We start from the raw sequence: 22,333 nt of genomic DNA, 5'->3' as shown, positions 1-22,333 counted from the left end.
AACGCGGCCCGCACCGCCTCGCAGCGCGACCGGATCTTCGAGCGGGTCGAGATCTTCGAGCGGTTCGCGAGAGACGAAGGGGTCGAGCGGGACGAACGGGTCGAGCGGGACGAGTAGGTGGTGGGGGCCGAGTAGGTCGTGTGAGTCATGCCTCCATGCAACCCGGTGCCACGGACATCGTGGGCATCAGGCCCGAATCTGTGGATAACTCGAAAGACCGGCGGATGCCCCGATCCGTGAGTTATCCACAGGGCTTTCGGATTTCGGCAGAACACGAGACCGTCCTGGCCATGAACGCGAATCGCCACGAAACCAGCGGACCCACCCGTACCCAGCAGATCACCCTGCGAGGCCCGGCCGAACTGGCCGACGCCCTCCCGTTCATGCTGGGCTTCCACCCCACCGACTCCGTCGTCCTGGTCGCCCTCCACGGCGAGCACGGCCGCTTCGGCGGCCGCGTCAGGCTCGGCATCCCGGGCTCGCCCCGCGAATGGGCCTCCACCGCCGACCACCTCGCCGAATGCCTCGTCGAGGGAGGCGCCCGGGCCGGCGCCCGACCGGACGGCATCGTCGTCTTCCTCTGCCAGGACCCGGCCCCCGGCGAGACGGGCCGCCGGGTCATGGAGCGGCTGCGCCCCTTCGCCCAGCGCCTGCGCACCGCCTGCGGCGCCCTCGACATCCCCGTCTACGAAGCCCTCTGCATCTCGGACGGCCTCTACTTCTCCTATTGCTGCCCCGACGCGCGCTGCTGTCCGCCCGACGGCACCCCGCTCGCACTCAGCGGCACGACGGTGATGGCGGCGACCGCCGCGTACGCCGGAGTGCGGGTGCGGGGCTCCCTGCGGGACATGGAAGCCCGGCTGAAGCCGACCGGCGGGCCGGGGGAGGAAGGGCAGCGGGCCGCGCTCGACGCGGCCGCCGCCTCGGTCGTCCCCCGGATCCTCGAAGACCCCGAGGGTCGGCAGCGGACGGAGACGCGCGAGCGGACACTGACCCTCGCCCGCGAGATCCTCCGCCGATTCGCCAACCCGAACACTCCGAAGACTCCGAATGCCCCGCAGATCCCCAAGACTTCGCAGCCCCTGAAGACCCCGCCGACTCCGCAGTCCCCGCAGTCCCCGTCGCACCCGACCGGCCCGACGCTCCCCGGAAGGGCCCTCACCGACGCGCCCGAGGGTGCGACGACCGACGCGGCCGACGACGCCCTGATCACCTCCGAGGAGGCCGCCGCGCTGATCCTCGGCCTCCAGGACCGGATCACCCGGGACCGTGCCGCCGAATGGATGGAGGGCTGGGAGGGCACCGCTGCCCTGCGCCTCTGGCGCGTCCTGGCCCGGCGCTGTGTCGCCCCCTACCAGGAGTACGCCGCCGCGCCCCTCACCCTCGTGGGCTGGACGGCCTGGTCCACCGGCGACGAGCCGACCGCCCGGGTCGCGCTCGGCCTCGCACTCGAAGCCGACCCCGAGTACGTCTTCGCCCAGCTCCTCCACCAGGCCTGCAACGAGGGTCTCGACCCCGAATCGCTCCGCTCCTGCCTGAGGAGCGAGCGGGACTCCCGTACCGCCCCGGAGCAGCCCTCCCCTACGCCCTCCCGACGGGTCCGGATGCGCGCCTCCCGCCGGCAGGGAACCCGTCCGGCCCTCGGCAGGGCCGGACGGCAGACCGGGGCGAGGGACCGGCGGGCGGCGGCCGGAGTCCGGCCCGGCGGACCCGCCACCGGCAGGCCCGGAGGCGGTTCCCCGCAGCACGGCGGACAGCGCGGCACCAGGAGCGGACGGTGACGACCGTGACCCGGCCGCCCGTGAACGCGTTCAGCTCTCTGGCGGAGACGTACGAACCGTGCCGCCGACACTCCGCCGGCCGCCCGGTCCGCACAGAGAGCACCCCGCACCCGCCATGGCCCCCAGCCCCGTCCCGGCCCCCGACCGCCCCACCGGCCTTCCTGCCGGGCTCGCCCCCGGCCGCCCCACCGGCCTCGTCCCCGGGCGGCCTACCGGCCCTCCGACCGGCCTCGTCCCCGGTCGCCCCACCGGCCCTCCGGCCGGTCCCGTCCCCGGCGCCGCGCTCCCGCGTGCCGCACGTCCGGTGGAACTTCCCCCGGTGCACGGCGCGCTCGTCTGCGTCGCCCTGCCCGCCCTCGCCCTCTGCGCCGAGCACGGCCAGCTCACCGGCGAGGGACCCGAGGGCGTGTACGTCGCGGGGCGACGGCTCCTCTCCCGCTGTGTCCTGCGGGTGGCGGGCCGGGAACCCGTCGCCCTCCAGGGCCGCATGGCGTCCGCCGACCGGGCGGTGTTCCTCGGCGTCCTGCGCGTCCCCGGAGAAGCCGGACCCGACCCCGGCCTCACCGTCGAACGCACGCGGAGCGCCGACGGCACCGAGCGGATCACCCTGCGAAGCGTCGCCGCCCGCCCCCTCCGGCTCCCCGTGGAAATCGCTCTGGGCACGGATCTCGCGGACCTGGGCGCGGTGGCGACCGGCAGACCCGGACCCGAACTCGCGGCGAGCGTCCACAGAACCGGACTGCGCTGGACCGGAAGCGACGGACGGTCCGCCGCCGTCACCGCGGACCCGGCGCCCTCGGACTCCCTGGCGGCGGCGGGAGTCCTGCGCTGGGAGGCCGAGCTGGCTCCCGGAGCCGCGTTCACGATCGGCCTCCGGGTGCGAGGAGAGGCGACGGCCCGCCCCACGGGCTCCCCGGGTGCGGGTTCCGGGCGGCCGGGCGGCCATCTCCTCGCCGAGGCCCTGGCCGAAGCCGACGACCCGGGCCCCGGCGCACTGCTGCGCACGTCCGTCGAGGACCTGCGGGCCCTGCTCCAGCGCACCCCGGAGCACCCCGCGGACGTGTACCTCGCCGCCGGCGTCCCCTGGCGCTGCGGACCGGTCACCGCCGAGGCGCTCTGGGCGGCCCGGATGGCCCTCCCCCTCGGCACCCGGCTCGCCGCCACCACCCTGCGCGCCCTCGGCCGCACCCAACTCCCCGGCGACGGGCCCGAGTCCGGCCGCATTCCCGGGCCCCTCAGGGACGCGGGCCCGCACCTTCCGCCCCGCTGCACGGGCGTCGAGGCCACGCTCGCCTTCCCGGCCGTGCTCGCCGAGGCCCGCCGCTGGGGGCTGCCGTCGGCGGACCTGGAGGAGCTGCTCCCCGTCGCGGAGCGCTGCCTCGACTGGCTGCGCCGCGCCGCCGGCCCGGACGGCCTCGTGCCGGACCCGGGGCCCACCGGCCCCCGGCGGGCCGAAACGCAGGCGCACGCGCACCGGGCGGCCCTGCTCGGCGCGGACCTCCTCGACGCCTGCGGGAGACCGGGCGGCGACGCGCTGCGCGACACGGCGAGGACGCTGCGCGAACGGTTCCGGCGCACGTTCTGGATCGACGACACGGCAGGGGGTCGCCCCGTCCTCGCCCTCGCGGCGGACGGCCGGGCCTGGTCCCGGCCGGGCGGCTGGGCGGCGCACCTGCTCGACACCGGGCTACTGGGCGGCGGCCGGTACGCGCAGGGCCTGCTGGACCGGGCGGAGATCGAGCGGGTGGCCCGAATGCTCGGCACCCCGGCCCTCGACTCCGGCTGGGGACTGCGCGGCCTGGGCGCCGAGGAGCCGGGCCACAACCCCTTCGGCCACCGGACGGGCGCGGTCCGGACGCACGACACAGCCGTTGCCGTGGCCGGTCTCGCCGCCGCGGGACACGAGAAGGAGGCCGCCTCCCTACTGCGGGGACTGCTCGACGCGGCGCGGGCCTTCGACCACCGGCTCCCCGAGATGTACGCGGGGGAGCAGCGGACGACGGGCGGCCGCCCGGTGCCCCACCCGGCCGCGTGCCGTCCGGCGGCCGTCGCGGCGGCCGGGGCGGTGCACGCCCTCCTCGCCCTCGCCGGGATCCGGCCCGACGCCCCGGGCCGGTCCGTCTCGGTGCGCCCGCTCTCCTCCGCGCCCTTCGGACCGATCCGCCTGTCGGGGCTGGTGGTCGCGGGCGAGCCCTTCGCCGTGCGGGTGAGCGGGCTCGGTCTCGGTATGGTCGAGGAGGCCGCAGAGGGCCTTCAACTGGGGGTGTGACGGAATGGCGGACACGGACACGAGAGAAGCTTCGCGGCACGCCGGAGAGCACGCCGGGGAACGCACCGGAGAACACACCGGGGAAGTCGTCGCCGAAGATTCCACGGGGCGTGTTTATCGTCAGGAAGACGACTATGATCGCGACATGCCTCCCTACGACCCGTCGGCCTTTCCGCCCTTCGCCGTCACCGTCGATCTGGTCGTGCTCACCGTGCGGCGCCACGCGCTCTGCACCCTGGTCGTGCGGCGGGGAGAGACGCCGTTCCAGGGGCGTTGGGCCCTGCCCGGCGGCTTCGTGCGGGCGGAGGAGGACCTGGGCGCCGCCGCCGCGCGCGAACTGGTCGAGGAGACCGGCCTCCGCGCGTACGACCCGGCCGCCCCGTCGCCCGTACCGAGCAACGGCGCGCACCTGGAGCAGCTGGCGACGTACGGGGCACCCGACCGCGACCCCCGGATGCGGGTGGTGAGCGTCGCACACCTGGCCCTCGCCCCCGACCTGCCCGCGCCCAGGGCGGGCGGCGACGCCAACAGCGCCCGCTGGGCCCCAGTGGAGGAACTGCTCGGTGAGGACGCGGCCGCCGGTGCCGACGGCGGGGGAGGGGGGACGCTCGCCTTCGACCACTCCCGGATCCTCGCCGACGGGGTGGAGCGCGCCCGTTCCAAGATCGAGTACTCCTCCCTGGCCACGGCCTTCTGCCCGCCGGAGTTCACGGTCGGAGAGCTGCGGCGCGTTTACGAGGCCGTCTGGGGCGTCGCCCTGGATCCGCGCAACTTCCACCGCAAGGTGACCGGCACGCCCGGTTTCCTGGTCCCGGCCGGTGGCACCACGACCCGTCAGGGAGGGCGTCCCGCCCAGCTCTTCAGGGCAGGTGGGGCCACCCTCCTCAACCCGCCCATGCTGCGCCCCGAGGTCTGAGGGAGCGGACATCCGGCGCCCCAGGGCGCCAATGCTGCGCGGAAAGTCCTAAATGTGGCGTTATCTTGCTGCGATAGCGCCGCCCTGCCGCGGAGCGGTGTCACCTACCGCGAGAGAAGCGATGCTCCAGGCAATCGGACTGACCAGCACTCCCCGCAGCGATCGCCCGCCCGCCGTGGACGATCTGACCTTCGAGGCCCGGCCGGGCGCCGTGACCGCCCTCCTCGGCCCCCCGGGCTCCGGCAAGACCACCGCCCTCCGCCTCATGCTCGAACTCGAGCCGGGGCGCGGGATCACCTACTTCCGCGGCCGGCCGCTGCACCGCATCGCCCACCCTCCCCGCGAGGTCGGCGTGCTCCTCGGCGACGTCCCCGGCCATCCCTCCCGTACGCTCCGGGGCCAGCTCCGGATGCTCTGCGCCGCCACCGGAGTTCCCGCCTCCCGGGCCGAGGAACTGCTGCGGAGCACGGGCCTCGTGGGCCTGGAGTGCCGGCCGATCGGGACCCTGCCGATCGGCGCGGACCGTCGACTCGGCCTCGCCTCCGCCCTGTTGGGGGACCCCCACACGCTGCTGCTCGACGAGCCGGGCGCCGGTCTCTCCGCGTCCGAGGGCGGGTGGCTGTACGAGTTCCTGCGCGCCCACGCCTCCGGGGGCGGCACGGTGCTCTACACCACGGCGGATCCCAAGGACGCCGTCCGCAACGCCGATCGGATCGTCACCCTCGACGGCGGCCGGCTCGTCGCCGCGCAGGAGGCCGCCGAGTTCGCCCGCACCCGGTTGCGCCCCCGGGTCACCGTCCGCACCCCGCACGCCGCGCGCCTGGCCTCGGTCGTGACCCGGGAGGCGAGGGCCGCCCGCCGTCCGGTCGAGGTGGTCGCGGAGGACGGCAACCGGCTCTCCGTCTACGGCAGCGACTGCGCGTCCGTCGGAGACGCGGCCTTCCGGCACGGCGTACCGGTCCACCACCTCGCCGACGAGGACGGCACCCGCGAGGAACCCGCCGCAGGACCGCACGTCACCGCGCCCGCCCCCGTATCCATGTCCACGTCCGTGGCGCGACCCGCCGACACCACCGCCCACGACGTCCCGGCAGAGCCGCCGGCCGCCGCCCGGCGGCCGATGCGCTCGCCCCTGCGCCCGCTCCGCTACGAGGTCCACCGGCTCCTGGGCGTGCCGTCCACGCCGCTCGTCGTGGCGGGCGTCCTCCTCGTCTCCGTGACGTTCGCCCTGCTCCTCGGGCGGAGCGGCCGCACCGCGCTGCCCGCCGTCCTCGCCGGTTGGCCCGCGATCTCCCCGCTGCCGCCCGCCGCCCTGGGGGCCGGGCTGCTCGGCGCCTTCTCCTTCGCGGAGGAGTACCGCTACCCCGCGCTCACCACGGGCCGTGGGGCCGTGCCCCGCAGGCCGGGCCTGCTGTTCGCGAAGCTCGCCGTGGCGGCTGCCGTCGCCCTCGTGCTCGGAGCGCTCGTCGTGGCGGTCGACCTGGGGGTCCTGCGGCTCTTCTACGGAACCGAGTTGATCCCCGTACCGAGGAAATGGCCGATTCTCTGTGCGAATTGGCTGGGCCTGCTCGTCGGATGCGCCTGGGCCGGGGTGCTCGGCGCCGGGGTGTTCCGGGCCGCCGCGGCCGGAGTGGCGGCGGTCCTCGCCGTGCCGGTCGCCTTCGCTCCGCTGCTGCAGAAGGTGCTGACGGGACCGTCGGTGCGATCGGTGGCCGGACTCCCGGCGCGGCTGCGCGAGTTCGCGGGCCCGCACTGGTCACCGGCCGTGGACCGCTGGCTGACCGGGGGGTTGCAGGTGCTCGGGCAACCCGCGGGAGTGGCGCTCTCCCTGACGTTGACGGGACTGTTCTGCGCGTATGTGCTCACCGGCCTTCGCCGCGGAGCCCGTTGGTGACCGCGTACGGACCGAAAGGTTCCGGATCGCCCTCAACTGATGTGCGATATGAGCGTTATGCCCGATTAATCGTCAATTGTGTAAGGGGTGCCGATCACCCTTTCGTGTGCTTTTCACCAAAGACCTCAAGGGCCACGGAAGCAGCGCCGACAAAGGATGCGTGAGTACCCTTGCGCACACCATGATGACCGCCGCCCGCTCCGTCGACTCCGGCCTCGGCACCCCGGGCGATCTCGACCGCTACCCCTACACGGAGGCCCCCGCCGCCGGCCGCGTGGGCCCGCCCTCCTGGGAGGGGGTGGACACCGACCTGGGCCGCGTCGGCCGCAGGAGCGCGGGCAACCGCGGACGCGGACTGCACGGACAGCTCGTCCAGCAGCTCGGCCAGATGATCGTCTCCGGTGACCTCGGGGCCGACCGCCCGCTCGTCCCCGAGGAGATCGGCCAGCGGTTCGAGGTCTCGCGCACCGTCGTGCGCGAGTCGCTCCGCGTCCTGGAGGCCAAGGGGCTCGTCAGCGCCCGCCCCAACGTCGGCACCCGCGTCAGGCCCGTCAGCGACTGGAACCTCCTCGACCCCGACATCATCGAGTGGCGCGCCTTCGGCCCGCAGCGGGACGACCAGCGCCGCGAGCTGAACGAGCTGCGCTGGACGATCGAGCCCCTGGCCGCCCGCCTCGCCGCCGGACACGGCCGCGAGGACGTGCAGCAGCGCCTCGCCGACATGGTCGAGATCATGGGCCACGCGTTCGCCCAGGGGGACGGCATCACCTTCTCCCGGGCCGACACCGAGTTCCACTCCCTCCTCATCCAGCTCGCCGGGAACCGGATGCTGGAGCACCTCTCCGGCATCGTCGCCGCCGCGCTCCAGGTCTCCGGGGGCCCCGCCACCGGCTGCGACCGGCCGGGCGAGGCCTGCCTCACCCACCACGCCCGGATCGTGGACGCGCTCGCCGCCGGCGACGCGCAGGGCGCCGAGGCGGCCATGCGGCAGCTGCTCACGGTCCACCCCGAGGTGGAGCGTGTCGTCCCGGCTCCCCGCGAACACTGACCCGCGGGCCGTGGCCGGGAGCGAGAGGGCGTACGCGCCGCGTGTCACCGGATCCGGAGGCGTGGAATGTACGCTGATCGACCGGTCTGGCCGTTTCCTCACCGATGAGGTGTGACTCGGGCCACGAAGATTGGGCGTAACACTCCTCCGAGCCGTGCGATGACCTAAGAGGTGACAGCCGAGGAAGGAATACAGCAGCCGACGGAGGCGCTGTCCAGTTCCCCGGTCCAGCCCGCGCCGTCGGCACATCCCCCGTCGACGGTCGTCGGCTCCAGCCCGATCCAGGGCGGGGCCGGAAGCCGTTTCCATCGTTCCGAGAGGTTGTTCGTGTCGGCCAGCACATCCCGTACGCTCCCGCCGGAGATCGCCGAGTCCGAGTCTGTGATGGCGCTCATCGAGCGGGGAAAGGCTGATGGGCAGATCGCCGGCGATGACGTGCGTCGGGCCTTCGAGGCTGACCAGATTCCGCCAACCCAGTGGAAGAATGTTCTGCGCAGCCTCAATCAGATCCTCGAGGAAGAGGGTGTGACGCTGATGGTCAGTGCAGCGGAGTCGCCGAAGCGCGCCCGCAAGAGCGTCGCTGCGAAGAGCCCGGCCAAGCGCACCGCCACCAAGACCGTCACCGCCAGGGCGACCGTGACGAAGTCCGCCGTCCCGGCCGCGGCCCCCGCCGCCGAGGGCGCCGACCCGGCCGACGAGGCCGGTTCGACCGCCAAGAAGGCGGCCGCGAAGAAGACCGCCACCAAGAAGACGGCGGCCAAGAAGACCGTCGCCAAGAAGACGGCGGCCAAGAAGACCGCGTCCAAGAAGGACGCCGACGAGCTCGTCGAGGGCGAGGAGCTCCTCGAGGACGTCGCTCCCGGCAAGGGCGAGGACGAGGAGACCGAGGGCGAGACCAAGGGCTTCGTCCTGTCCGACGAGGACGAGGACGACGCTCCGGCGCAGCAGGTCGCGGTCGCCGGTGCCACCGCCGACCCGGTCAAGGACTACCTCAAGCAGATCGGCAAGGTCCCGCTGCTCAACGCCGAGCAGGAGGTCGAGCTCGCCAAGCGCATCGAGGCCGGCCTGTTCGCCGAGGACAAGCTCGCCAACTCGGACAAGCTCGCGCCGAAGCTCAAGCGCGAGCTGGAGATCATCGCCGAGGACGGCCGCCGGGCCAAGAACCACCTCCTGGAGGCCAACCTCCGTCTGGTGGTTTCCCTGGCCAAGCGCTACACCGGCCGTGGAATGCTCTTCCTGGACCTGATCCAGGAGGGCAACCTGGGTCTGATCCGCGCCGTCGAGAAGTTCGACTACACCAAGGGCTACAAGTTCTCCACGTACGCCACCTGGTGGATCCGTCAGGCGATCACCCGCGCCATGGCCGACCAGGCCCGCACCATCCGCATCCCGGTGCACATGGTCGAGGTCATCAACAAGCTCGCGCGCGTGCAGCGCCAGATGCTCCAGGACCTGGGCCGCGAGCCCACCCCGGAGGAGCTGGCCAAGGAACTCGACATGACCCCGGAGAAGGTCATCGAGGTCCAGAAGTACGGCCGCGAGCCGATCTCCCTCCACACCCCGCTGGGTGAGGACGGCGACAGCGAGTTCGGCGACCTCATCGAGGACTCCGAGGCGGTCGTCCCGGCCGACGCGGTGAGCTTCACGCTCCTCCAGGAGCAGCTGCACTCCGTCCTCGACACGCTCTCCGAGCGCGAGGCGGGCGTCGTCTCGATGCGCTTCGGCCTCACCGACGGCCAGCCGAAGACGCTGGACGAGATCGGCAAGGTCTACGGCGTGACCCGCGAGCGGATCCGCCAGATCGAGTCGAAGACGATGTCGAAGCTCCGTCACCCGTCGCGTTCGCAGGTGCTGCGGGACTACCTCGACTGACGCGACCGTCCCGGCCGGGACGGACCCGCCTCGTACGGATCCGAAGATCCGTACGAGGCGCGCGGAGGTACACCGAAGGGCCCGGCTCCCCGAAAGGGGGAGCCGGGCCCTTCGGGTGTGCGCCGGGGCTCCGGGTGCTGGACGCTGGGTGAATCGACATCACCGGAGAGTCAGGAGGCTCCATGCGTGGTTCCCTCACCCGAGCATTGACGGGTGCTCTGGGACTGATCACCGCGGCGGCGGGACACCTCGCCCTCGCCGCTCCCGTGGCCGCCGACAGCGTCGTGGTGGGCGGCCGCCAGGTCGGGATCACGGACGCGCCCTGGGTCGTGGCGCTGTCCAGCCGTGACCGGTTCGGGGGTACGCGTGCGGGACAGTTCTGCGGAGGCGTGGTCGTCGCACCCACCAAGGTGCTCACCGCGGCCCACTGCCTGGGCCGGGAGGTGCTCGGCGGCGAGCCGTGGGAGGTGCGCGACTTCGCGGTCATCGCCGGCCGCGCCTCGCTGCGCGGCCAGGGCGGCCAGGAGGTCCGCGTCTCCGACACGTGGATCAACCCCGACTACGACCCGACGACCAACTCGGGCGATCTGGCGGTCCTCACGCTGGTGAGCCCGCTGCCGGAGTCGTACGTGATCGGCGTCGCCCGCGCGGGGGACCCCGGCTACGCGCCCGGCACGGCGGCGGACGTCTACGGCTGGGGCGACACGAACGGCCGGGGGAGCTACGCCTCCGCGCTGCGGACGGCGCGCGTCCAGGTGCTGCCGGACACGGCGTGCGAGCGGGCGTATCCGGGCGGTTCCGGCGTCCGGTACCAGAGCGGCACGATGGTGTGCGCGGGCGACCCGAGGGGCGGCAAGGACGCGTGCCAGGGGGACAGCGGAGGCCCGCTGGTGGCCGAGGGACGCCTCATCGGCCTGGTCTCCTGGGGGAGCGGCTGCGGGGAGGCGGAGAACCCGGGCGTCTACACGCGCGTCTCGGCGGTGCTGCCGGAGCGCTTCTGAGACGCGCCCGGACCCGGGAAGGAGCGCAGGGACGGGCTCCGGAAGGCTTCTGCGCGGCGAGCTCCGGGAGCGCTCCGGACGTGGATACGAGAACGGGCGGTCACTCCCCGCAGTACGGGGGTGACCGCCCGCCGTCCGGTCAGCGACCGGCCCTGGGCTCGTCGTGGATGCGGGGCGTCAGTGCTCGTCGCCCACCGTGCGGGCCGGCACGTCCGTCAGCCGGTCCGTCTCATCCTGTATCTCAACGGCGATCTTCTTGAGTTCCGGCTCGAACTTACGTCCGTGGTGGGCGCAGAAGAGCAAGTCACCTCCGCTGGTCAGGACGACACGCAGGTAAGCCTGGGCGCCGCAGCGGTCGCAGCGGTCAGCGGCCGTCAGGGGGCTCGCGGGGGTCAGAACAGTAGTCACGTCGCCTCTTCTCTAGCTCGACGAGCTGTCGTACCAGGGTCAACATCCAACCAGGCCGAAAACGTTCCCGCTCGTGGCTTTTCCTTGAAACTTCTTCCCAAGGTGGCTGTCTGCTGCCGGTTGGCGGCGAATGAGCCGTATTGCGTCGCTCTACGGATTTCGCGTTGCTTGTCTCGGTCAGGCCCTCCCGGCGGTTGCCGGTTGTTCATGAGGACGTGCCCGGAGCCTAAATGGTTCATGCCTCGAAGGGAACGTGATGTTCACGTCACCCGATCGAGGGATCGAACATTCATGCGACGCTGGACTAGCATGAGGAATCGGGAGGGTGGCGTGACAACGGCTCTACCAGGCATCGGTACCCTCTGAAGCCGGTGACCGACGCCGGGCCTTACCCACCGGGCCAGATTTCAAATTCAGCGAGGAGCGAACCGCGTGACCGCCGAGACGTCCGTGCCGTCCAGTGCGCTGCTGACCGCAGACCGTGACGGTTCCAACTACACCGCGCGGCACCTGCTCGTACTGGAAGGGCTCGAAGCGGTCCGCAAGCGCCCCGGCATGTACATCGGGTCCACCGACAGTCGCGGCCTGATGCACTGCATCTGGGAGATCATCGACAACTCCGTCGACGAGGCGCTCGGCGGCTACTGCGACCACATCGAGGTCCTCCTCCACGAGGACGGCTCCGTCGAGGTCCGGGACAACGGCCGGGGCATCCCGGTCGACGTCGAGCCGAAGACCGGCCTCTCGGGCGTCGAGGTCGTCATGACCAAGCTGCACGCCGGCGGAAAGTTCGGCGGCGGCTCGTACGCGGCCTCCGGCGGTCTGCACGGCGTCGGCGCCTCCGTGGTCAACGCCCTGTCGGCCCGCCTCGACGTCGAGGTCGACCGGAACAGCTCGACCCACGCGATCAGCTTCCGCCGCGGCGTCCCCGGCGTCTTCACGGAGCAGGGCCCCGACAGCCCCTTCGACCCGGCCAACGGCCTCCGCAAGACCAAGCGGATCCCCAAGGCCCGCACCGGCACCCGCGTCCGCTACTGGGCGGACCGGCAGATCTTCCTCAAGGACGCCAAGCTCTCCCTGGAGACGCTTCACCAGCGCGCCCGGCAGACCGCCTTCCTCGTGCCCGGCCTCACCATCGTGGTCCGCGACGAGCGGGACCTGGCCGGGGTCGGCAAGAGCGAGGAGACCTTCCGCTTCGACGGGGGCATCAGCGAGTTCTGCGAGTACCTCGCGCAGGACAAGGCCGTCTGCGACATCCAGCGCCTCACCGGCCAGGGCACCTTCAAGGAGACCGTCCCGGTCCTCGACGAGCGCGGCCACATGACCCCCACCGAGGTCACCCGCGAGCTCGCCGTCGACGTCGCCCTGCGCTGGGGCACCGGCTACGACAGCACGGTCAAGTCCTTCGTCAACATCATCGCCACCCCCAAGGGCGGCACCCACGTCTCCGGCTTCGAGCAGGCCGTCACGAAGACGGTGAACGAGGTGCTGCGCTCGGCCAAGATGCTGCGCGTCGCCGAGGACGACATCGTCAAGGACGACGCCCTGGAGGGGCTCACGGCCGTCGTGACCGTACGCCTCGCGGAGCCGCAGTTCGAGGGCCAGACCAAGGAGGTCCTCGGCACCTCCGCCGCCCGCCGGATCGTGGCGAACGTGGTGGCCAAGGAGCTCAAGGCCTTCCTCACCTCCACCAAGCGGGACGACAAGGCACAGGCCCGCGCCGTCCTGGAGAAGGCCGTCGCCGCGGCCCGGACCCGGATCGCGGCCCGCCAGCACAAGGAGGCCCAGCGCAGGAAGACCGCGCTGGAGTCCTCCTCCCTGCCGGCCAAGCTGGCCGACTGCCGCAGCGACGACGTGGAGCGCAGCGAGCTCTTCATCGTCGAGGGCGACTCGGCCCTCGGCACGGCCAAGCTCGCCCGCAACAGCGAGTTCCAGGCCCTGCTGCCGATCCGCGGCAAGATCCTCAACGTCCAGAAGTCGTCCGTCGCTGACATGCTCAAGAACGCCGAGTGCGGCGCGATCATCCAGGTCATAGGAGCGGGCTCGGGCCGCACCTTCGACATCGACGCGGCCCGCTACGGCAAGGTCATCATGATGACCGACGCCGACGTCGACGGCTCCCACATCCGCACGCTGCTCCTCACGCTCTTCCAGCGGTACATGCGGCCCATGGTCGAGGCGGGGCGGGTCTTCGCGGCCGTCCCCCCGCTGCACCGCATCGAGCTGGTCCAGCCGAAGCGCGGCCAGGACAAGTACGTCTACACGTACTCGGACAACGAGCTGCGGCAGACCCTGCTGGAGTTCCAGCGCAAGGGGGTCCGCTACAAGGACTCCATCCAGCGCTACAAGGGCCTGGGCGAGATGGACGCCGACCAGCTCGCGGAGACCACGATGGACCCGCGCCACCGCACCCTGCGCCGGATCAACATCGGCGACCTGGAGGCGTCGGAGCAGGTCTTCGACCTCCTCATGGGCAACGACGTCGCGCCCCGCAAGGAGTTCATCACCAGCTCGGCGGCGACCCTCGACCGCTCGCGCATCGACGCCTGAGGACCCTCCGCACGCGGGCGGAGCCGTGCGCTCCGCCCGCGGACCCGACCGCACGGCCACCGATCCTCCGGGGCCGTGCGGTACGCATATCAGCACGGTTTTGTCAGGCCACCCGGGAAAAGAGTCACCTGATGAGGTGAAGTGAGGGAGGAGAAGAGTCCGGGAAGTTCCCGCTCTGTCCATCCTTGTGCACGCGGCCGGAACGGTTCGCTGACAAGGAGAGTTGGACCGGTGGAGCAGGTGGACAAGCAGGAGGGGCGCGGCGCTTCGGCGGTGCCGGTCGACGACCCCTGGGACGACGTGCCGGCCGCCGCCCGGGACGGGCGGGCGGAGACCGGGACGACCGGCGGTGGCCGTCCGGGCACGGTGCCGCGACAGCGGGTCCCCAGCGCGGCGGAGATCTATCTGGAGGTCCAGCGGAGCCCCGCCTTCCAGCAAGTGCGCGGCCGCTACCGCCGGTTCGTCTTCCCCGCGACCTTCGCCTTCCTGGCCTGGTACCTCGCCTACGTCGTGGCCGCGACCGCCGCGCCGGGCCTCATGGCCCGCCCGGTCGCCGGAGCGGTGAACGTGGCGATGGTCGCGGGCCTCGGCCAGTTCCTCACCACCTTCCTGCTGACCTGGGCGTACGCGCGCCACGCGCGGCTGCGCAGGGACCGGGCCGCCCTCGAACTGCGCTGGGACACCCAGGAGATGACCCGAGGGGCGGTGCGATCGTGACCGGAGACCACCAGACCCTGGCGCTCGTGCTCTTCAGCGCCTTCGTCGCCGTGACCCTGGGCATCACCACTTGGGTGAGCCGCAGCCGGCGCGGTTCGGCGGAGGAGTTCTACGCCGGAGGGCGCCTCTTCTCGCCCATGGAGAACGGCTTCGCCATCGCCGGCGACTACATGTCGGCCGCGTCCTTCCTCGGCATCTCCGGCCTGATCGCCCTCTACGGCTACGACGGCATGTTGTACTCCGTCGGATTCCTCGTCGCCTGGCTCGTCGTCCTCCTGCTGGTCGCCGAACTGGTCCGTAACTGCGGACGGTTCACGCTGGCCGACGTCGTCGCCGCGCGGATGGCCGAGCGCCCCGTGCGGATCGCCGCCGGAACGTCCTCGGTGGCCGTCTCCGTGCTGTACCTGGTGGCGCAGATGGTGGGCGCCGGAAGCCTGGTCGCCCTGCTCCTCGGCGGCACCGGCGAGGCGGCCCGCTCCTGGACCGTGATCGGGGTCGGCGCGCTCATGGTGATCTACGTGTCGCTCGGGGGCATGAGGGCCACCACCTGGATCCAGATCGTCAAGGCGGTCCTGCTCATGGCGGGCACGGTCGCGCTCACCGTCCTCGTCCTGTTCCGCTTCCACGGCGACGTGAACAGCCTGCTCTCCACCGCCGCCGAACGCAGCGGCCACGGCCTCGACTTCCTCGCCCCCGGACTGCGCTACGGCGGGGACTGGACGGCCCGCCTCGACTTCATCAGCCTCGGCCTCGCCCTGGTCCTGGGCACCGCGGGACTGCCGCACATCCTGTCGCGCTTCTACACCGTGCCGACCGCCCGGGCCGCCCGCCGCTCCGTCGTCTGGTCCATCGGCCTCATCGGCAGCTTCTACCTGATGACGATCGTGCTCGGCTTCGGCGCGGCCGCCCTGATCGGCCCCGACGAGGTCCGGGCGTCCAACGCGGCCGGGAACACCGCCGTACCGCTGCTCGCGCTCGACCTCGGGGGCGGCGCGGGCTCCACCGGGGGCACGGTGCTCTTCGCGATCGTCGCCGCCGTCGCCTTCGCGACCATCCTCGCCGTCGTCGCGGGGATCACCCTCGCCTCCTCGGCCTCCGTCGCCCACGACCTGTACGCCTCGCTGCGCCGCAAGCACGCGAAGCAGTACAGCGAGGTGGCCGTGGCCCGGGTCGCCGCGGTGGTGATCGGTGCCGCCGCCATCGGCCTCGGCCTGCTCGCCAGCGACCTCAACGTGGCCTTCCTCGTCGGCCTCGCCTTCGCCGTCGCGGCCTCCGCCAACCTGCCGGTGCTGCTCTACTCGCTGTTCTGGCGGAGGTTCACGACCCGGGGCGCGGTCTGGGCGGTGTACGGCGGGCTCGTCCCGGCCGTCCTGCTCGTCCTGGTCTCGCCGGTCGTCTCCGGCAGCCCGGAGTCGCTGTTCCCCGGCGTCGACTTCCACCTCTTCCCGCTCCAGAACCCGGGCCTGGTCTCCATCCCGCTCGGCTTCCTCGCCGGGTGGATCGGCACGGCCACCTCGACCGAGCCGCCCGACGAGGCACGGCACGCGGAGACCGAGGTCCGGGCGCTGACCGGGGCGGGAGCGGTCTGAACCGCACGGCGGCGGACCGGCCCGCGTCAGCCGGCGGGCGGTGAGCTCGCCCAGGCGTACCGGTGCTCGGGACGGCCCGTCTCGCCGTACCGGAGCGAGAGGCGCACCCGGCCGGTCCGTTCCAGGAGCTTGAGGTAGCGCTGCGCGGTCTGGCGGCTGACGCCGGACCGCTCGGCGATCTCCTGCGCGGACAGCGGCCCGCCGGAGGCCAGCAGCACCTGCCGGACCAGCTCGGCCGTGGTGGGGGAGTGCCCCTTCGGCAGGTCGGGGGCGACGGAGCCCGCCGCCAGGACCCCGAAGATCCGGTCCACCTCCGCCTGTTCGGCCTCGCCCCCGCCCTCCAGGGCGCGGCGGAGCGTCGCGTACGCCTCCAGTTTGCCGCGCAGTCCGGCGAAGTTGAACGGCTTGACCAGGTACTGGAGGGCGCCGTGCCGCATCGCCGCCTGCACGGTGGCCACGTCGCGGGCCGCCGTCACCATGATCACGTCGCACTGGTGGCCGCGCGCGCGGAGCTTCCGTACCGCCGCGAGGCCGTTCTCGTCGGGCAGGTAGTGGTCCAGGAGGATCAGGTCCACGGGCCGCTCGTCCAGGGCGGCGAGCGCCCCGGCGGTCGAATGGGCGGTGGCGGCGACCCGGAAGCCGGGCACCTTGGCGACGTAGGCGGCGTTGATCCGCGCCACCCGCACGTCGTCGTCCACCACGAGCACGTCGATGGGGACGTCGGTCATCGCGCCTCCTCGGCGGGTTCCAGGACGGCCGGGACGCCGGACGGGACCTCGGCCGGCGCGTCGCTCAGGGCGTCGGGCAGGACGACGGTGAACCCGGCCCCGCCGTCGGGACCCCCGGCCACGGTCGCGGTGCCGCCCCGGCGCTCGGCCAGCCGGCGCACCAGGGCGAGCCCGAGCCCCCGCTTCCCGTGGACCGGCGGGGCCTTCGTCGTCCAGCCCTCGGTGAAGATCAGCTCGCGCCGTTCCTCCGGCACCCCCGGGCCGCTGTCCGAGACACGCAGCACGACCGTACGGCCCTCGGTCCGGAAGGAGACGCCGACGCGGGCGTCCGGGGTGCCGGCGGCCGCGTCCAGGGCGTTGTCGACCAGGTTGCCGACGACGGTGACCAGTTCGCGCGGGTCGACCAGCCGGTCCGGCAGGAGCGAGTCCGGCGCGAGCCGCAGCGAGACGCCGCGCTCGGCGGCCACGGTGGCCTTGCCGACGAGCAGCGCGGCCAAGAGCGGATCGTGGACCTTCTCGGTGACCTGCTCGGCGGTGGCCCGGTGCACCCCGACCACCTCGGTGACGAACTCCACCGCCTCCTCGTGCATCTCCAGCTCCAGGAGGCCGAGGAGGGTGTGCATCCGGTTGGCGTGCTCGTGGTCCTGGGCGCGCAGGGCGTCGATGAGCCCCCGGGTGGCGTCCAGCTCGCGGCCGAGGTGCTCCAGCTCGGTGCGGTCGCGGAGGGTCGCCACCGCGCCGCCGTCGTCCGTGGGCATCCGGTTCGCGATCAGCACCCGGTGCCCCCGGACCGTGACCAGGTCCTCGCCGGTGACCCGGCCCGCCAGGACGTCGGCGGTACGGCCCCGGCCGAGGACCTCGTCGAGCGGCCGCCCCGCCGCCTCGGGGCCGAGGCCGAGGAGCCGCTGCGCCTCGTCGTTCATGAGCCGTACGGAGCCGGTGCGGTCCAGGGCGACCACGCCCTCCCGGATGCCGTGCAGCATGGCCTCGCGTTCGGCGAGGAGCGCGGAGATGTCCGAGAAGGCCAGGTCGTGGGTCTGCCGCTGGAGCCGCCGGGAGATCAGGTACGCGGCCAGGGCCCCGGCCGCGAGCGCGCCGCCCGCGTGGGCGAGGAGGCCGGGGATCGCGCCGAGGAGCCGGTCGCGGACGCTGTCGTACTCGATGCCGACGGAGACCGCGCCGACGGTCCGCCCGTCCGCGTCGCGCAGCGGCACCTTGCCGCGCGCCGACCGGCCGAGCGTGCCGCTGTCGATCTCCATGACCTCCCGCCCGGCGAGGGCCGCGCTCGGGTCGGTGGAGACGACCCTGCCGATCTGTACGGGGTCGGGGTGCGACCAGCGCACCCCGCGCGTGTCCATGACGACGACGTACTCGGCGCCCGTGGAGGCCCGGACCCGCTCGGCCTCCGTCTGCACCGGGCCCCGCGCGGACGGCGGCCCGCCGGTGAGGCCGGCGGCGAGCCGGGGCGACGCGGTGGTCCCGGCGATGGCCAGGGCCCGCCGCATGGCCTGGTCGTCGAGCTGGGCGCTCAGCGGGGCCAGGAAGAGGCCGGTGGCGAGGACGGTCACCCCGGTCGCGACGGCCAGCTGCATCAGCAGGACCTGCGCGAACACCCGCCGGGGCCACCCGAACCGTCGACGGCGCGTGAGGGGGCGCGGGGATCCGGTCCGTACGGGGTTCATGCCCGAAAAGGTACGGGGCCACGGCCCGGCACCGGAAATGAGCGGCGGACGGGGGAGGGGGGCGTGCGGTGCCGGAGCGGGGGTAGGGCCCAAGGGACCCGGACCCGCCCCGCGCCGCCCCGGAAGCCCGGCACGGCCCCGTGGCCCGCCTATCCTGGGGCCTTCCGCGGGGCGGTGCGTCGCGGGCACCACGACCCACTACGACCGGAGGCACGTTCCTTGACCACGCAGCAGATCCCCGTCGTCGTCCTGGCAGGGTTTCTCGGGGCCGGGAAGACCACGCTCCTCAATCATCTGCTGCGCAGCGCCCGGGGGACCCGCATCGGGGTCATGGTCAACGACTTCGGGGACATCGGCATCGACGCGATGACCGTCGCCGGCCAGGTCGGCTCCACGGTCTCCCTCGGCAACGGCTGCCTGTGCTGCGCCGTCGACGCCAGTGAGCTCGACGAGTACCTGGAGGTCCTGACCCGGCCCGAGTCCCGGCTCGACGTGATCGTGATCGAGGCGAGCGGACTCGCGGAGCCGCAGGAACTGGTGCGCATGGTGCTCGCCAGCGAGAACGAGCGGATCGTGTACGGGGGGCTCGTCGAGGTCGTCGACGCGGCCGAGTTCGGGGCCACCCGCCGGCGGCACCCCGGCACCGACCGGCACCTGGCCGTCGCGGACCTCGTGGTCGTCAACAAGGCCGACCGGGTCTCCGCCGACGAGCTGCGGAGCGTACGGGAGACGGTCGCGGGCCTCGCCGGACGCGCCGCCGTGATCGAGGCCTCCCACGGCCGCGTCGACCCCGAGCTGCTCTTCGACCGGGTCGTCCCGGACGGCGAGATCGAGGGCCAGATGTCGATCGAGGACGTCCTGTACGGCTCCGACGACGACGCCGACCACGCGCACGCGTCCTACGAGACCGTCTCGCTGACGGCCTCGACGCCGCTCCACCCGCGCCGCCTGATGGCCTTCCTCGACTCCCGTCCCGAGGGGCTGTACCGGATCAAGGGCTTCGTCGACCTCGGCGCCGCCGATCCGGCCAACCGCTACACCGTGCACGCCGTCGGGCGCTTCCTGCGCTTCTACCCCGAGCCCTGGCCCGCCGGAGAGCAGCGCCTCACCCAGCTCGTCCTGATCGGCTCCGGCGTCGACGCGGCCGGCCTGCGCAAGGAGCTCGCCGCCTGCGAGCTGAGCGGCCCGCAGGACGTGCCCGACGAGTCCAGCATGTGGGGCCTCCTGCGGTACGTGCCCCGGACGGAGGAGGAGCCGGAGGAGACCCTGTTCTAGGCCTTCCTCCGGCTCCCGTTCCTCACAGGTCCTAGCCGGCCGGGCCCGCCAGCACGTCCACCGGCTTCGCCAGCGGGGTGCCCGAGCCGTCGCGGCGGGGGTCGGTCTCCGGGAGGTCGACCGGGGTGCCGTTCTTCTGGGCGGCGCGGACCGGGGTGGCGCCCGCCCAGGCCAGGATCAGGACGTCCTCGCCCTTCAGGAAGCGCTGGCAGCGGACGCCGCCGGTCGCGCGGCCCTTGCGGGGGTACTGGTCGAAGGGCGTCAGCTTCGCCGACGTGCCGGCGGAGGAGTCCAGGGCGCCCGTGGAGCTCGCGACCGTGAAGACCACCGCGTCCGACGCCGGGTCGACCGCCGTGAACGAGAGGACCTCGGCCCCCGCGGCCAGCTTGACGCCCGCCATGCCGCCCGCGGGCCGGCCCTGGGGCCGCACCTGGGACGCCGGATAGCGCAGCAGCTGGGCGTCGGAGGTGATGAAGACCAGGTCCTCCTCACCCGTCCGCAGCTCGGTCGCGCCGACGATCCGGTCGCCCTCCTTGAGGGTGATGACCTCCAGCTCGTCCTTGTTCGCCGGATAGTCCGGGACCACCCGCTTCACCACGCCCTGGAGCGTGCCGAGGGCGAGGCCCTGCGAGGCCTCCTCCAGGGTGGTCAGGCAGACCACCGTCTCGTCCGCCTCCAGGGAGACGAACTCCGACAGTGGCGCGCCGCCCGCCAGGTTCGGCGCGGACGCGGTGTCCGGCAGCTGCGGCAGGTCGATCACCGAGAGCCGCAGCAGCCGCCCGGCCGAGGTCACCGCGCCGACCTCGCCGCGCTGGGTGGCGGCCACCGCCGACACGATCACGTCGTGCTTGACCCGCTTCGCGTCCGGGTCGGTGGGGGGCAGCGCCTCCGTCGCCGTACGGGCCAGCAGGCCGGTCGAGGAGAGCAGCACCCGGCAGGGGTCGTCCGCGACCTGGAGGGAGGTGGCCGTGACGGGCGCGCCGGCCGACTCCAGCAGGACGGTCCGCCGGTCCGTGGCGAACTTCTTGGCGACCGCGGCCAGCTCCGCCGAGACCAGCTTGCGCAGCTCCGCGTCGGATTCGAGGATCCCGGTCAGCTCGTCGATCTCGCCGTTGAGGCGGTCGCGCTCGCCCTCCAGCTCGATCCGGTCGAACTTGGTGAGGCGGCGCAGCGGGGTGTCCAGGATGTACTGCGTCTGGATCTCGCTCAGGGAGAAGCGCTCCATCAGGCGCTCCTTGGCCTGCGCGGAGTTCTCGCTCTCCCGGATGAGGCGGATGACCTCGTCGATGTCGAGCAGCGCCACGAGCAGGCCCTCGACCAGGTGGAGCCGGTCGCGCTTCTTGGTGCGGCGGAACTCGGAGCGGCGGCGGACCACGTCGAAGCGGTGGTCCAGGTAGACCTCCAGGAGCTCCTTGAGGCCCAGGGTGAGCGGCTGTCCGTCGACGAGCGCCACGTTGTTGATGCCGAAGGACTCCTCCATCGGCGTCAGCTTGTAGAGCTGCTCCAGGACCGCCTCGGGCACGAAGCCGTTCTTGATCTCGATGACCAGGCGCAGACCGTGGCTGCGGTCCGTGAGGTCCTTGACGTCCGCGATGCCCTGGAGCTTCTTGGAACCGACCAGGTCCTTGATCTTGGAGATGACCTTCTCCGGGCCGACCGTGAACGGCAGCTCGGTCACGACGATGCCCTTGCGGCGCGCCGTCACGGTCTCCACGGTCGTGGTGGCGCGGATCTTGAAGGAGCCGCGCCCCGACTCGTAGGCGTCCTTGATGCCGGAGAGGCCGACGATGCGGCCGCCGGTCGGCAGGTCCGGGCCGGGCACGAAGCGCATCAGCGTCTCGAGGTCGGCTCCGGGGTGCCGGATCAGGTGGCGGGCGGCCGCGACGACCTCGCCGAGGTTGTGCGGGGGCATGTTGGTCGCCATGCCGACCGCGATGCCGGACGCGCCGTTGACCAGCAGGTTCGGATAGGCGGCGGGCAGCGCCACCGGCTCCCGCTCCTGGCCGTCGTAGTTCGGCGAGAAGTCGACCGTGTCCTCTTCGATGGACTCGGTCATGAGCAGCGCGGCCGGGGCCATCCGCGACTCGGTGTACCGCATGGCGGCCGGCGGGTCGTCGTTCCCGAGGGAGCCGAAGTTGCCGTGGCCGTCGACGAGGGGGAGGCGCATGGAGAAGGGCTGTGCCATGCGGACCATCGCGTCGTAGATCGACGCGTCGCCGTGCGGGTGCAGCTTGCCCATCACCTCGCCGACGACCCGGGCGCACTTCACGAAGCCGCGGTCGGGACGCAGCCCCATCTCGTTCATCTGGTAGACGATGCGGCGCTGGACGGGCTTCATCCCGTCGCGGGCGTCCGGGAGCGCGCGCGAGTAGATCACCGAGTACGCGTACTCGAGGAAGGAGCCCTGCATCTCGTCGACGACGTCGATGTCGAGGATCCTCTCCTCGTACGCGTCGTCCGGCGGCGGTGTCTTCGTGCTGCGGCGGGCCATCGCGGCTGCGGCTCCTTCACCAACAAGGTTGATCTGACGCGGACCATTGTGGACCGTGCCACCGACAACGCCGACCGCGACCCGGAAGAGGGACATCTCGAAGGGGCGGGAA

At 72.8% G+C, this 22,333-nt stretch carries 15 protein-coding genes; 11 read left to right on the top strand and 4 right to left on the bottom strand.

Features of this window, described 5'->3' with window-relative positions:
* Positions 1-290: 290 nt before the first annotated feature.
* The 7 genes from ACIQVI_RS29635 to ACIQVI_RS29605 all read left to right on the top strand — a co-directional run bounded on the left by ACIQVI_RS29635 (position 291) and on the right by ACIQVI_RS29605 (position 10,781).
* On the top strand, positions 291-1,781 hold the full coding sequence (locus ACIQVI_RS29635) for a DUF4192 domain-containing protein (RefSeq protein WP_403601385.1): 1,491 nt from the start codon (positions 291-293) through the stop codon (positions 1,779-1,781).
* 115 nt (positions 1,782-1,896) lie between these two features.
* A complete protein-coding gene (locus ACIQVI_RS29630) occupies positions 1,897-4,050 on the top strand; it encodes a glycogen debranching N-terminal domain-containing protein (protein WP_403601382.1) in 2,154 nt (717 codons plus the stop codon).
* Positions 4,051-4,195: 145 nt separating this feature from the next.
* Complete coding sequence (locus ACIQVI_RS29625; RefSeq protein ID WP_121828396.1) at positions 4,196-4,966, top strand: NUDIX domain-containing protein; 771 nt, start codon at positions 4,196-4,198, stop codon at positions 4,964-4,966.
* Between the two features lie 121 nt (positions 4,967-5,087).
* Positions 5,088-6,860, top strand: coding sequence for an ATP-binding cassette domain-containing protein (locus tag ACIQVI_RS29620; protein ID WP_403601378.1), 1,773 nt, complete (start codon positions 5,088-5,090; stop codon positions 6,858-6,860).
* Positions 6,861-7,020: 160 nt separating this feature from the next.
* Positions 7,021-7,908 (top strand): FadR/GntR family transcriptional regulator, encoded by an 888-nt coding sequence (locus ACIQVI_RS29615; RefSeq protein ID WP_351968807.1) that lies wholly within the window; start codon positions 7,021-7,023, stop codon positions 7,906-7,908.
* A gap of 327 nt (positions 7,909-8,235) precedes the next feature.
* Complete coding sequence (locus tag ACIQVI_RS29610) at positions 8,236-9,780, top strand: RNA polymerase sigma factor (RefSeq protein WP_121828433.1); 1,545 nt, start codon at positions 8,236-8,238, stop codon at positions 9,778-9,780.
* Positions 9,781-9,962: 182 nt separating this feature from the next.
* The gene (locus tag ACIQVI_RS29605; RefSeq protein WP_403601369.1) at positions 9,963-10,781 is read left to right on the top strand and encodes a serine protease; all 819 of its coding nucleotides are present in this window, start codon (positions 9,963-9,965) and stop codon (positions 10,779-10,781) included.
* 177 nt (positions 10,782-10,958) lie between these two features.
* On the opposite strand, the gene ACIQVI_RS29600 is transcribed toward ACIQVI_RS29605, so the two are convergent.
* Positions 10,959-11,189 (bottom strand): hypothetical protein, encoded by a 231-nt coding sequence (locus tag ACIQVI_RS29600; protein ID WP_030211728.1) that lies wholly within the window; start codon positions 11,187-11,189, stop codon positions 10,959-10,961.
* Between the two features lie 432 nt (positions 11,190-11,621).
* On the opposite strand from ACIQVI_RS29600, the gene ACIQVI_RS29595 reads away from it, so the two are divergent.
* The 3 genes from ACIQVI_RS29595 (at position 11,622) to ACIQVI_RS29585 (ending at position 16,045) form a co-directional block, all read left to right on the top strand.
* A complete protein-coding gene (locus ACIQVI_RS29595; protein ID WP_351968716.1) occupies positions 11,622-13,739 on the top strand; it encodes a DNA topoisomerase IV subunit B in 2,118 nt (705 codons plus the stop codon).
* Positions 13,740-13,970: 231 nt separating this feature from the next.
* Positions 13,971-14,456, top strand: coding sequence for a DUF485 domain-containing protein (locus ACIQVI_RS29590; protein ID WP_403601364.1), 486 nt, complete (start codon positions 13,971-13,973; stop codon positions 14,454-14,456).
* Complete coding sequence (locus ACIQVI_RS29585) at positions 14,453-16,045, top strand: cation acetate symporter (protein ID WP_403601361.1); 1,593 nt, start codon at positions 14,453-14,455, stop codon at positions 16,043-16,045. Before ACIQVI_RS29590 ends, ACIQVI_RS29585 begins: the two co-directional genes overlap by 4 nt.
* A gap of 26 nt (positions 16,046-16,071) precedes the next feature.
* Here the strand turns inward: ACIQVI_RS29585 and ACIQVI_RS29580 are convergent, their stop codons facing one another.
* A complete protein-coding gene (locus tag ACIQVI_RS29580; protein ID WP_351968713.1) occupies positions 16,072-16,773 on the bottom strand; it encodes a response regulator in 702 nt (233 codons plus the stop codon).
* A complete protein-coding gene (locus ACIQVI_RS29575) occupies positions 16,770-18,455 on the bottom strand; it encodes an ATP-binding protein (protein WP_403601357.1) in 1,686 nt (561 codons plus the stop codon). Before ACIQVI_RS29575 ends, ACIQVI_RS29580 begins: the two co-directional genes overlap by 4 nt.
* 219 nt (positions 18,456-18,674) lie before the next feature.
* Here ACIQVI_RS29575 and ACIQVI_RS29570 point away from each other — a divergent pair, with 219 nt between their 5' ends.
* Complete coding sequence (locus ACIQVI_RS29570) at positions 18,675-19,730, top strand: CobW family GTP-binding protein (protein WP_403601354.1); 1,056 nt, start codon at positions 18,675-18,677, stop codon at positions 19,728-19,730.
* A 31-nt stretch (positions 19,731-19,761) separates the two neighbouring features.
* On the opposite strand, the gene ACIQVI_RS29565 is transcribed toward ACIQVI_RS29570, so the two are convergent.
* Positions 19,762-22,221, bottom strand: coding sequence for a DNA topoisomerase (ATP-hydrolyzing) subunit A (locus ACIQVI_RS29565; protein ID WP_403601351.1), 2,460 nt, complete (start codon positions 22,219-22,221; stop codon positions 19,762-19,764).
* Between the last annotated feature and the right edge of the window lie 112 nt (positions 22,222-22,333).

This window comes from Streptomyces sp. NPDC098101, assembly GCF_044760185.1.
Taxonomy (GTDB): Bacteria; Actinomycetota; Actinomycetes; order Streptomycetales; family Streptomycetaceae; genus Streptomyces.
Note: the sequence above shows the minus strand (reverse complement) of the source record. Positions and strands in the feature narration are given on the sequence as shown.

Excerpts from the sequence above, each read along its gene's own strand:
- ACIQVI_RS29635 (WP_403601385.1), top strand. The coding sequence starts at position 291 with ATGAACGCGAATCGCCACGAAACCAGCGGACCCACCCGTACCCAGCAG.
- ACIQVI_RS29630 (WP_403601382.1), top strand. The coding sequence starts at position 1,897 with ATGGCCCCCAGCCCCGTCCCGGCCCCCGACCGCCCCACCGGCCTTCCT.
- ACIQVI_RS29625 (WP_121828396.1), top strand. The coding sequence starts at position 4,196 with ATGCCTCCCTACGACCCGTCGGCCTTTCCGCCCTTCGCCGTCACCGTC.
- ACIQVI_RS29620 (WP_403601378.1), top strand. The coding sequence starts at position 5,088 with ATGCTCCAGGCAATCGGACTGACCAGCACTCCCCGCAGCGATCGCCCG.
- ACIQVI_RS29605 (WP_403601369.1), top strand. The coding sequence starts at position 9,963 with ATGCGTGGTTCCCTCACCCGAGCATTGACGGGTGCTCTGGGACTGATC.
- ACIQVI_RS29580 (WP_351968713.1), bottom strand. The coding sequence starts at position 16,773 with ATGACCGACGTCCCCATCGACGTGCTCGTGGTGGACGACGACGTGCGG.
- ACIQVI_RS29575 (WP_403601357.1), bottom strand. The coding sequence starts at position 18,455 with ATGAACCCCGTACGGACCGGATCCCCGCGCCCCCTCACGCGCCGTCGA.
- ACIQVI_RS29565 (WP_403601351.1), bottom strand. The coding sequence starts at position 22,221 with ATGGCCCGCCGCAGCACGAAGACACCGCCGCCGGACGACGCGTACGAG.